The sequence below is a fragment of the Actinospica durhamensis genome, assembly GCF_018139695.1.
GTDB classification, from domain to species: domain Bacteria; phylum Actinomycetota; class Actinomycetes; order Streptomycetales; family Catenulisporaceae; genus Actinospica; species Actinospica durhamensis.
In genome coordinates this window covers 1-11555 of record NZ_JAGSOG010000269.1, presented here as the reverse complement: position 1 = coordinate 11555, position 11555 = coordinate 1, and the positions used below count along the sequence as shown (strand labels likewise).

Below are 11555 nucleotides of genomic sequence, written 5' to 3'. Positions count from 1 at the left end.
GGCGTGGCGCGTGCGCCGGTCCGGGGCGAGCGTCGGACTGTTCATGAACGCCGCCGCCCCTGCGCTACTGGTCGCCCAGGGCGTCGGACGCCTCGGCAACTACTTCAACCAGGAACTGTTCGGCAAGCCCTCCACCCTCCCCTGGGCGGTCCAGATCAGCCCCACCGCCCGGCTGGCTGCCGGCATCCCCGCAGCGGACCAGCACTACTCCACCTTCCAGCCCTCATTCCTCTATGAGCTGATATTCGACCTCGCCTTCGCGGGCGTGCTCGTCTGGCTCGGCCACCGGCGCAGGATCCGACCCCAGGGCCTGTTCGCCCTCTACGTCGCCGGCTACAGCGCCTACCGGATGTTCGAGGAGACGATCAGGATCGACTCCTCCGCCTACATCCTCGGGATGCGCCTGAACTTCTTCATCGCCGCCGCGATGACAGTGATCGGACTGGCCTGGTTCACCGCAGTCCAACGACGCCCGCCAGCCCCGGACACCGAGCAGGCGAACGTACCTGCACCTGCCATGCCTGCCGCGACGCAGCTGGGCCATGGATGAACGTGGACAGTCTCGTCCGATACTTCGCAGACCGGGGGTAGACCGTACGCGCGGGAGCGTGCTCGCGGCCGGGTCATCCGGGCTGACCGAGGGCTTCGATCATACGGTCGGCCTCGGCGCGGACGCGGATCGCCCGATCGCCGAGGGCTGCGGGGACGTCGGCGTGCACGGGGTTGACCCGCGCGAGACGGGAGCCGGGAATCCGGCGCACGATGTGTTCGCCGGGGATGCGGATGACGCCGGGGGTGTTGAAGCCGGCGCCGAACTCGAGGACGAGGAGCCTGGCGTCGGCCGGCAGTTGCGCCAGCCAGCGGTTCAGGCTCTGCCCGGCCGCGATGTAGGGGTCGTCGACGAATTCGCGGCCGATCCGTACGTTGATCTGTACCCCGCCTCCGCAGTTCGGGCACGTCGGGAGCGCGTCGGGGTCCGTGATGGCGCCGGTCTCGGGGTCGTAGGCGGCGAGCAGTCTGTCCACGAGCGGCCCGGTGTCCCAGGTTTCGCGTGTGCACGGTGTCGAGCACTGGTAGAGCCCGTAGTCGCCTTGCGGCGTGAAGACCTTGTCCGGTTCGAAGCCGTTGCGCGCGAACAGGGCGTCCACGTTGGAGGTCATGACCGAGTGGTTCTTGGTCTCGGCCGCGGCGTGGAGCTTGCGGTAGAGCGGGTTGGGTGCGGTGCTCAAGCGGATGTCGTGGATGTGGACGGCCCAGTATCCCCAGAGCAGAGGGGCGGGGAGCGGCACGCCGACCATGTAGCGCGAGCGCAGGCCGAGGGCGTGGAGCGCCGGGAAGAGTTCCTTGAACCGTTTCTCGTCGCCGTAGTCGTAGCCGGCCGCGGCGGTCAGGCCGGCGCCGGCGGTGATCAGGATGTGGTCCGACTCGTCGAACCAGCGCGCGACCGTCTCCACGGCGTGGTCCGGTTCGAAGCCTTCGGCCGGGTCGGGCTCGTGGTTCATAGCGGATTCCTCCCGGTCAGGGCGCGTAGATAGGTTGCGTGATCGCTGTCGGCGAAGGTGTTGAACACGACGCGTTCGAGGCGCCCGGGGTGTCGGTCGAGCCAGTCCGCGACGGCGCCCAGCGCGATGCGGGCGGCGGGCTCTTGGGGGAATCCGTACAGTCCGGTGCTCACACCGCAGAAGGCGACGGTACGGATCTCGCCCACCTGTGCCGCCAGGTCGAGGCACGCGGTATAGCAGGACGCGAGCAGCCCTTCGTCCTCGCTTCGAAGCTTGCCTCGCACGATGGGACCGACGGTGTGCAGCACGTAGCGGGCGGGCAGGTGATAACCCCTGGTGATCTTCGCGGTGCCCGTCGGCTCCAGGCGTCCCTGCAGTTCCATGATGGTGTGACAGTCGTTGCGCATGGCCGGGCCGGCGGCGCTGTGCAGGGCGTTGTCGATGCACGGGTGTTGCGGGACGAAGCAGCCGAGCATCGCGTTGTTCGCGGCGTTGACCACGGCGTCCGCTTGAAGCGTGGTGAGGTCGCCCTGCCACAGGGCCGTGTGCTCGGCGGCCCGATAAGCGGTCCGCGGCAGCTTCTCCCGCAGGGTGGGCAGTGCGTTCGCATCCGTGCTTGCCCGGGCCGACCGTTCGCCTGAGAGCAAGGCGTCGAGCACGGATGCGGTTTCGCGTGGCAGCGGGGCCGGGGGGCGGACGGTGAGCGCGGCGCGAAGCAGGCGGCGCGCGTTCGCATCGTCGAGCCGTTCCGCTTCGCCGAAGCCGAGGTGTTCGCCCTCTGCGTTCTCGCGGCTGAGCAGTTCGAGCGCCGCGCGTACCAGTCTGGCCCGGTCCTCGCGGCCGGCCGCGGGGATGTCGGGGCGGAATGGCTCGTCGAGGGCGATCGCGTCGCGGTACTGGTCGAGGGCCAGCGCGGAAGTGGTCATAGTTGCTCGCGTATGTTCCTAGAACAGGCCGTTGCCGTGCGGCGGGTCAACTGGTCGGCGGGGACGGGAGCGGCCATGCCCTTCCGCGATGCCATGGAGTGCGCTCCTCGTTGTCCATGTGGCGTCCACTGCGGTCCGTTGGCGGTGTCTGCGTCTGCCACGGATGAGCACGACGGGAAGCCCCGCCGAGATCATGTCCTGTTTCCGACGCCGCCAACGGGCCCGCCTGGTGGAGCCGTCTCAAGCTAGCAAGCCGTGGCCGATGCGCCCGATAGACTCGCGACTGATGATGGCCAAAAACCGACACGCGGAGACCGGGACGATTCCCACGGTGCCGTTCTTCGTGCGCCGCGGGGCTCCGGTCGGGGTCGAGGTGATGACTCTGGCCGAGCTGCGTTCCCGCGTGTCCCCCGACCGCCTGCGCGCCTTGCCGCAGCGGCCCGACTTCCACCAGCTGTTTCGGCCGGCCAGCGGCCCGCTCGGCCACACGGTCGACTTCACCGACTATGAGCTGGACCCCGATGCGTGGCTGTGGGTCCGGCCGGGGCAGGTTCAGCAGTGGGGCGACATCTCCCGGGCCGAGGGCGTCCTGATCCTCTTCCAGCCCGGTTTCCTCGATCCCGCCACTGCCGCGTCAGCGCATCTCGACGACCCCCACGCCCCCGTCGTGCGCCACCCCGGACCCGAGGATGCGCAGCTGTTGGACCGCGCGCTCGACCATCTGGACCGCGAGTACCACGCGCCGGGCAGCCTTGCTCTGGAACATCGCACTGCGGTGCTGCGTCACCTTCTCGCCGCTCTCGTGCTGCGGCTTGCCCATCTGCCGGACGCGGCCGGCGTCGCCTGGCCGGCACCGGACGAGACCTATCTGCGGTTCAGGGACGCGGTCGAGGAGGGCTTCGCCCGTTCCCGCCGCGGCGAGGACTACGCACACCTGCTCGGCTACTCCACTCGTACGCTCTCGCGCGCGACCGCCGCGACAGACGGGCTGGGCGCGAAGGAGTTCATCGATCGGCGCGTGGTGCTCGAGGCCAGGCGCCTGCTCGCACACACCGATCAGTCCGCCGCTCAGATCGCCGCGCATTTGGGCTTCGCCACGGCCACGCACTTCACCAAGTACTTCCACCAGCGCGCCGGGCTGACCCCGACGGCGTTCCGCGCGAGCGTGCACGGCGAGGCCGCAGGCTGATCGACCAGCCCGAATCCCACGGCGATCAGGCCCCTGCCGGAGTCTTCGAGTAAGGAGCCTGTCTGGCTGCGGCCGCTGCCGCGTCTGACGGAACGGAACCTCCCGGCTCGGGCGTGTCGGATTCTGGCCACCTCACGTCGCAAAGTTGCCTGTGCCCGCTCTCCACCGGCGCCTATGGTGGTCCTCGCGCCATAGCAGGAAGCCGGCCCTCATACTCGGGCTTCCGCGAAAACAGGTCGCAGGGCACAGTCATGCTCGGAATTCGCACCGAGTTCGCGCAACGCCGATCTGCGCTGCGAGCTGCCCAAAAATACCTATTCTGACCTGCGGAAACGTACATCAGAAAACTCTGAAAATTCCTCCGCATCATCCCCTTGAAGCCATTGTCGGAACCTGCGGTCGGTGATACGTTGCGTCACACACCAAATGTGGGACGGGTCCACTGGAGCCCGCCTTCTCGCATCTTGGCATTTCGGACTTATCTCCGTACTCGGAACCTACGCACAGCCGTCAATCAAGGAGGATTGTCTTGCTGTCCAACGAATCACCCTCCCCGGAGTCCGCTGCCGTTCCGGCCGGCCTGTCACGTCGCAAGCTGCTGACGGTCGCGGCGGCCGCCGCTGCGGTCGCACCGGCGCTCGCCGCGTCTCCGGCGCTGGCCTCCACCGGTTCCTCGAGCGCCGGCGCGACTGCCGCGGACGCCTCCACCAGCGCGGCCGCCACCCAGGCCGCGCAGCTTGTCGCGCAGATGACTCTGGACGAGAAGATCGCCCTGATGCACGGCGGCAGTGTGGGATCCGGCGACTTCGCCGGAGGCGTGGCGGCCAACACCCGGCTCGGCATACCGGCACTCATCCTCGGCGACGGCGCCGGGGGCGTGGGCAACGGGGCCACCGGGGTGACCCAGTGGCCCGCGCCGATCAACCTGGCGTCCACCTGGGATCCCGGCCTGGCCGAGGCCTACGGGGTGGCGGCCGGCGCGGAGCACTTCGGCAAGGGCCGCACCGTAGTGCTCGGGCCCACGATCAACATCCTGCGCCGGCCGAACTGGGGCCGCGCGTTCGAGACCTACACCGAGGACCCGTACCTCAACGGGCAGCTGGCCGCCGCGGCGATCCGCGGCACCCAGTCCAACCACGTGATCACCACGGTCAAGCACTTCGCGGCGAACAACCAGGAGGTCGAGCGGTCCAGCATCAACGAGGTCATCTCGGTCCGGGCGCTGCAGGAGATCTACCTGCCCGGCTTCCGCGCCGCGGTCCAGGGCGGCGGCTCCGGCGCGGTGATGGCCGCGTACGACTCGGTCAACGGAGAGTTCTGCTGCCAGAACACGTACCTGCTCACCGACGTGCTGCGCGGGCAGTTCGGGTTCGACGGGTTCGTGGTGAGCGACTGGGTCGCCCAGCACAGCACGGTCGACTCGGCCGAGGCCGGGCTGAACATGGAGATGCCCGACAGCAGCTACTACGGTGCGGCGCTCACGACAGCGGTGGAGAACGGCCTGGTCAGCGAGGACACGCTGGACGGCCTCATCGTCGGGATCCTGACCCCGATGATCGCACTGGGTCTGCTCGAGAACCCCGCGCCCAGCCCCGCGAGCACCACCGCCACGGTCGTGACCGGCGCCGCGAACCTGGCCCTGGCCCAGAGCCTGTCGGAGCAGGGCACGGTCCTGCTGCGCAACCAGCGCGGGCTGCTGCCGCTCGACCCCAAGCGGGTGCGGTCCATCGCCGTGATCGGCAACGCCGCGAACGCCGAACCCAAGACCGTCGGAGGCGGGTCCGCCGCCGTCAACGCCTACGGCACGGTCCTGAGCCCGCTCCAGGCGATCACCGCGCGCGCCGGCTCCGGTACGGCGATCACCTTCGCCCAAGGCACCCTCGGCACCGACGCCCTGCCCTCGATCCCCAGCAGCGCCCTGACGCCGGCGAGCGGCTCCGACAACGGCCTGACCGGCACGTACTACGCCACCGCCGACTTCTCCGGCACCCCGCTGGGCACCGAGGTCGACGCCCAGCTCGCCTTCACCTCCACCCCCGCGATCATCGGCAGGACGAGCACGTGGTCCGCGATCTGGACCGGCACCCTGACGGCTCCGGCGACCGGCGACTACCGCTTCTCCGTCAGCGGCAAGGGAAACATCGTCCTGAGCGTCGACGGCGCCACGGTCGTGGACTTCACCGCAGGCTACGAGACCGTGCTCAACGGCCTGGTCCACCTCAAGGCCGGGGCCCACACGATCGAGGTCACCCGGGCCCCCGGCATCTCCTCGTTCGGGCCGGGTGGAGCCGGCGTCGCGCTGCAGGTCGGCTGGCAGGTCCAGGAGGAGCTGCTGATCGAGGCCGCGGCCGAGACGGCGCGCAAGGCCGAGGTGGCGATCGTGTTCGTCAACGACGTCACCGGCGAGGGCATGGATCGCAGCACTCTGGCCCTGCCCGCCGACCAGGACAAGCTGATCGAGGCGGTGGCCGCCGCCAACCCGAACACGATCGTGGTCCTGAACACCTCCGCCGCCGTCCTGATGCCCTGGATCAACCGGGTCGCGGGCGTCTTCGCGGCCTGGTACGGCGGGCAGAACGCCGCGCCTGCCATCGCCGCTCTGCTCTACGGCGACGCCAACCCGTCCGGCCGGCTCACGCACACCTTCCCCGCCACCGACGCCCAGGGCCCGGCCAAGACCACGCTGGAATACCCGGGCGACGGCACCGACGTGGACTACGACGAGGGGATCTACGTCGGCTACCGCTGGTACGACCACTCCGGCGAGAAGCCGCTGTACCCCTTCGGCCACGGCCTGTCCTACACCACCTTCGCCTACAGCGACCTGCGTGTGGATCCGGTCGGACACAACGGATCCGGCGGCTACCAGGCCTCGGTCACCGTCGCCAACACCGGCCGGCGCGAAGGGGCCGAGGTCGTGCAGCTCTACCTCGGCAGCCCCGCCGCCGCCCAGCAGGCGCCCAAGCAGCTCAAGGGCTTCACGAAGATCTCGCTCAAGCCCGGTCAGCGTGAACGCGTCACGCTGAGCCTCCAGCCCGAGGCGTTCGAGACCTGGCTCCCGTCGGTGGGAGGCTGGACCACCGTCCCCGGCCGCTACACCATCGCGGTCGGCGGCTCCAGCCACGACCTGCCCGTGCACGCGACGGTGAACGTGCACTGACGCTCACCCCGGCCACGGCGCCGTGCGGGCTCCCCCGCACGGCGCCGCTACGACCCGCGGTCGAACCCCGACCGGCAGCCCTCCACTCGCACGTGCTGATCGAAGGCCTCAATTGCGCCGTCGGAGTGGCCGATCACGGCCGGCGTGGGCGCGTCGCCCTTGCCGCCGACGCGGGCATGTGATCGTGGCAGGGTGGCTGACGAACCGCTGGCCGAGACCGCGCAGGGAACCGTCCGCGGCCGCGCCTTGGCCGACGGCGGGCGGCTGTTCGCGGGGATGCCGTTCGCTCAGGCGCCGGTGGGTGAGCTGCGCTTGCGGCCGCCGCAGCCTCCGTCGGCTTGGAGCGGCGTGCGCGACGCCGGCCGGTTCCTCGCGGCTCCCGTCCAGGGAACCTCGCCGCTGATGGCAGGGTCGGGCGACGAGGTCTCCGCGGTCGCCTTCTCGGCCGCGTTCCCGACCGGCGACATCACCCTGACGTCAGAAGACTGTCTCTACCTCAACCTGTGGCATCCGGCCGCCTCCGGGCACGACGGGCCGCTGCCGGTGATCGTCTGGTTCTACGGCGGCGGGTTCGAAGCGGGCACGGCCGCGCCTGCCTACTGTGAGGGGGGCGCGCTCGCTCGGCAGACCGGGGCCGTCGTCGTCACCGCGAACTACCGGCTGGGCGCGCTCGGGTTCTTACACCTCGCGGATCTCGGGGCCGACTGGGCGGGCTGCACCAACTTCGCGCTGCAGGACCAAGTCGCGGTGCTGCGATGGGTGCGTGAGAACGTCGGCGGCTTCGGCGGGGATCCGGGCCGGGTGACCGTCGCGGGCCAGTCGGCCGGGGCCTTCTGCATCGGCGCGCTCCTCGCCATGCCGGCAGCCGCCGGGCTGATGCACCGTGCCATCCTGGTCAGCGGCAGCACCTCCCGGGTGTTCGATCGAGCGACGGCGACCGCCATGGCCGAAGACCTGCTAACCGCGCTGCGTCTCGATGACGCCGCCGGCCTGGCCGACGTGCCAGCTTCGCAGATCCTTGACGCTCAGGCCGCCGTCAGCAGCGGCGACATCGGCAGCCGGAACCTGCCCGGCGGACGGGCCTGGGGAGCCGTGCTGGATGGGCACCTGCTGCCCCGCGATCCGCACCAGGCCGTCACCGCGGGCGCCGCCGTCGACATCCCGCTCCTCGTCAGCTCCACTCTAGACGAGGTGCGCATCTTCCAGTTGCTCGCCGGTGAGTCCTTCCGGCCCGCCGACGAAGCGTCCTTGCACGCCGAGATGCGCCGCGCCGGGATCACCGACCCGGCCGGCCTGCTCGACGCCTATCGCCGACGCGTCGCAGACCCCGAAGACCTCTCCGCGCTGCGCTGCGCCTTCCTCACCGACGCCGTCTTCCGCGTGCCGGTGCTACGCCTGGCCCGCGCCCAGGTCCTGGCCGGCGGCCGGGCGTACCACGCGTCCCTGCTGGCGGCCCCGTGTGGTCCGCAGGTCGGCGCGTTCCACGGAACCGATCTGCTCTACCTGTTCGACAAACTCGCCCTCGTCGACGCCGACACCGCCGAGCACCGGGCCGCGCGCGAGACGCTGACGCGGGCGTGGGCGTCGTTCGCCGCCACCGGTGACCCCGGCTGGGCGGTCTACGAGCCGGGCGCGGCCGGCAACTCCCGAGCCGTCGCAGGGGCCTCCTACGACGGCGCCCCGATGGTGACCGAGCCGCCGCGCGACGGCGCCGCCGCGCTCTGGCCCACAGAGCCCTGACTGGCCGCGGATGCGACGCCCCCGGGCTGATCCGGCAGTTCGTCGAGAAAGCCGGCGCTCGGACAGAAGAACAAGCCGCCGGTCACGGCTGTTGAGAACTCGAGGATCCGATCGGTGTGGCCGGTCGCGCCGCCGAGGAACATGCCGCGGAGCATCTGCTCGGTCACCTCGGGGGTGTCGGCGTAGCCGATGAAGTACGTGCCGAACTCCCCTGCACCGACGCGGCCGAAGGGCATGTTGTCCCGCACGATCTGACGCTGCCTGCCCTCCGCGCTCAGGACCGTGTTCACCGCGACATGGGAGTCGAGAGGCTTGAGGTGGTCGGGCAATTCCATGTTGTCGAGCTTCGTGCGGCCGATCACGCGTTCCTGCTCGGCCACGGGAAGGCGGTTCCAGGCCTCGATGTCGTGCAGGTACTTCTGCACCACCGCGTAACTGCCGCCTTCGAACCACGGGTCCGCCTCGGCGGTCACCAGAGCGGCGGCGAGTGCGGCCGGGCCCACCGGATTCTCCGTGCCGTCGACGAAGCCCATCATGTCGCGCTGGTCGAAGTACTTGAACCCGTGCACCTCGTCGACGACGCGCACGGCGTCACCGAGCCGCCGCGTCAACTGCGCGGCCAACTCGAAACACAGGTCCATCCGCCCGGCCCGGATATGGAAGAGCAGGTCCCCGGGCGTGGCCGGGGCGGTGTGCCGAGCGCCGGCGAACCCCGGGAACGGGTGCAGCTCGGCCGGACGCGGACCGGCGAACAACCGGCCCCAGGCCTGCGAGCCGACCCCGGCCACACAGGTCAATCCGCCGGCCGGCTCTCGGGAGCCGACCGAACGCACCAGCCCGGCCAGATCCGACAACCCGTCACGCACTGCCTCCTCGCCGCCCGGCTCGAGCGTCACGACCAGGAAGATCGCTGCGGCGGTCAGCGGCGAGAGCACCGGCTGCGGTTCGATTGGATTCATCATCTCCGTATTCTTCTCCCCTACCTCTGGGATAGTCACGCCCCGTCTGACGCAAGGCGGTCTGCGACACCATGAGACGGGCCACAGGCCCGGCCCGGGAAAGAGGTTCCCGTGGGCCGGGCCCATGGCCTGGGTCGGCTTGCCGACGAGAGGTCAGCTGACGCCGGCGAGGGCCTTGCGGATGACGGCGGTGACGGCATCGGGCTGGGAGATCATGATGACGTGCGAGCCCTCGATCTCGGTGATGTCGGCTCCCGCACGCTGGGCCATCTCCCGGACGACGTCGCTGCCGGCAGCGGTGTCGGCGGTACCGACGGCCGCCCAGACGGGCAGGTTCTTCCAGGCCGGGGGGCCGCTCTTCTCGGTGAACGCACCGGCGGCGATCGGACGCTGGGAGAGCCGTAGACGTCGGACTGGAGCTGGGGCAGGTCCGCGGTGAAGACGGCACGGAACTTCGCAGCCTCGATGAGCACCTCGGTGGCGGTGCCGTCCCCGACCGGGAACTCGTACTCCTCCAGCGCGGTGGTCAGAACACTGTCCTTGGAGCGGGCCACGATGTCGCCGAGGACCTCGCCTTCGTCGGGGGCGAAGGCCGCGACGTAGACCAGCCCGACGACGTTGCCGGTGTGCGGGACGGCGTTGGTGATGACCGCGCCGCCGTAGGAGTGGCCCACCGCCAGAACCGGGCCGGGGATCTGGTTGATCATGCTGGCGACGTACGCGGCGTCGTGGCTGATCCCGCGCAGCGGGTTGACGATCGCCCGCACCGCGACACCGTCCGCCGCGAGGCGCTCGGTGACGTGGGCCCAGCTGGCCGCGTCCGCGAACGCCCCGTGGACCAGGACGACGGTGGGGGTTCCGGAAGGGGTGGATGTCTCGCTCATGGCCTGTCTCATTCCTCGGGTGATGATCCGGTTCGGTTCGTCCGGGCCCGCGTTCGTCGGGGAACGGGGCGCCGGCCGGTGCCGGGTGGCGACGGACCAAACCGTATGGTTCTTGCCGATCACCCATCAGGATGCGCATGCACGGCGGTTTGCCTGTGCGTGCACGAATTCGGGAGCGGGCCGGCCGGGCCCGCGACGACGACTCGGCGAGAGCCTGGGCCCGGGCCCAGGCCCGTCAGTAGGCCAGCAGGCGCAGCGCGAGTTTCGTCACCGCGTCCGCGTCCTGGCGGGCATCCTCGTAGTCGGCGAGGAATCGGCGGGTGTGATCGGCGAAAGCCTCCTCCCCGATGCCGTCGAAGATCACGACGGCCTGCTCCATGGCGGCCAGCGCCTGCTCGCGATCACCGTTCACGGCCAGAGCTCCGCCGAGAGCCTGCAGACTGCGGCCGATGAACCGGGGAATGTCCAGCTCCTGAGCGTAGGCGTGGGTGCGGCGCGCGGCGGCCAACGCCTCATCCCGGCGCCCGAGCGCCAGCAGGCACAGCGTGCTGGAGAGGTCATTGGCCTTGCTGTACAACACGATGGAGGAATCGACGGGCCGAGCCGGGTCGTCGAGCATCGACAGGGCTTTGTCCCACTCGTCGAGGCATTCGGCGTAGCGGCCCTGGAACAGGCGCGCCCAGGCCTTGACCACTTGAGCCTGCGAGAGGTCGTCCCAGGCGCTGCTCTCCTCCAGGAGGGTGGCGGCGCGGTCGGCCACGTCGTAGCCCTCTTGCGGTTCCCTCCGTACCCGGGCGATCGCGATCTTCTGCAGGGCCAGGCCCTGCTGTAACGGGTCGCCGACCGCGTCGGCGATCTCCGCGGCCCGGTAGGCCGTGCGCACGGAGGCCTCGTTGTCGCGCAGACAGTCGTTCTGGGCCCATGCGAGCAGATTGAGGTGGGTGGCCTGGGCCCGGAGATCTCCTTGACGCTCGGCGGCCTCGCTGGAGAGCGTGTAGACCTCGTGCCAATGACCCCAGCCGGGGGTGATCTCGGCGAACCAGCGGATGGCCAGGGCCGTCGAGGTCACCTGCTCGAAGCGTCCGAGGTCCATCGCCGCGTGCAGGGAGGCGAGCCAGTTGTCGGCCTCGGTGCGCAGCCACGCACCCGCGGACTCCTGGGTGGGCAGTTCGACCAGGCCCTCCCACCCCGCAGC

8 protein-coding genes and 1 pseudogene are annotated in these 11555 nt (G+C 70.3%); 4 read left to right on the top strand and 5 right to left on the bottom strand.

What is annotated here, in order from left to right; genetic code table 11:
* Positions 1 to 550 (top strand): prolipoprotein diacylglyceryl transferase (locus KDL01_RS33470; protein WP_212532695.1); only part of this gene is annotated, 550 nt, incomplete at its 5' end.
* A gap of 73 nt (positions 551 to 623) precedes the next feature.
* On the opposite strand, the gene KDL01_RS33465 is transcribed toward KDL01_RS33470, so the two are convergent.
* Both KDL01_RS33465 and KDL01_RS33460 read right to left on the bottom strand, forming a co-directional pair.
* Positions 624 to 1502 (bottom strand): SIR2 family NAD-dependent protein deacylase, encoded by an 879-nt coding sequence (locus tag KDL01_RS33465; RefSeq protein ID WP_212532694.1) that lies wholly within the window; start codon positions 1500 to 1502, stop codon positions 624 to 626.
* Positions 1499 to 2428, bottom strand: a complete 930-nt coding sequence (locus tag KDL01_RS33460; protein ID WP_212532693.1) for a protein-ADP-ribose hydrolase — start codon at positions 2426 to 2428, stop codon at positions 1499 to 1501. Before KDL01_RS33460 ends, KDL01_RS33465 begins: the two co-directional genes overlap by 4 nt.
* Positions 2429 to 2714: 286 nt before the next feature.
* On the opposite strand from KDL01_RS33460, the gene KDL01_RS33455 reads away from it, so the two are divergent.
* From KDL01_RS33455 to KDL01_RS33445, 3 genes are all read left to right on the top strand, one after another.
* On the top strand, positions 2715 to 3617 hold the full coding sequence (locus KDL01_RS33455; protein WP_212532692.1) for an AraC family transcriptional regulator: 903 nt from the start codon (positions 2715 to 2717) through the stop codon (positions 3615 to 3617).
* A 529-nt stretch (positions 3618 to 4146) separates the two neighbouring features.
* Positions 4147 to 6777 (top strand): beta-glucosidase, encoded by a 2631-nt coding sequence (locus KDL01_RS33450; RefSeq protein WP_212532691.1) that lies wholly within the window; start codon positions 4147 to 4149, stop codon positions 6775 to 6777.
* A 192-nt stretch (positions 6778 to 6969) separates the two neighbouring features.
* Positions 6970 to 8517: a carboxylesterase/lipase family protein gene (locus KDL01_RS33445; RefSeq protein ID WP_212532690.1), complete on the top strand. Its 1548-nt coding sequence runs from the start codon at positions 6970 to 6972 to the stop codon at positions 8515 to 8517.
* On the opposite strand, the gene KDL01_RS33440 is transcribed toward KDL01_RS33445, so the two are convergent.
* The 3 genes and pseudogenes from KDL01_RS33440 to KDL01_RS33430 form a co-directional block, all read right to left on the bottom strand.
* The gene (locus tag KDL01_RS33440; protein ID WP_368861700.1) at positions 8445 to 9476 is read right to left on the bottom strand and encodes a Dyp-type peroxidase; all 1032 of its coding nucleotides are present in this window, start codon (positions 9474 to 9476) and stop codon (positions 8445 to 8447) included. The genes KDL01_RS33445 and KDL01_RS33440 overlap by 73 nt on opposite strands.
* Positions 9477 to 9688: 212 nt before the next feature.
* Positions 9689 to 10360, bottom strand: coding sequence for an alpha/beta fold hydrolase (locus KDL01_RS33435; protein ID WP_212532688.1), 672 nt, complete (start codon positions 10358 to 10360; stop codon positions 9689 to 9691).
* A 235-nt stretch (positions 10361 to 10595) separates the two neighbouring features.
* Positions 10596 to 11555: pseudogene (locus KDL01_RS33430) on the bottom strand (hypothetical protein); the annotation flags it as partial.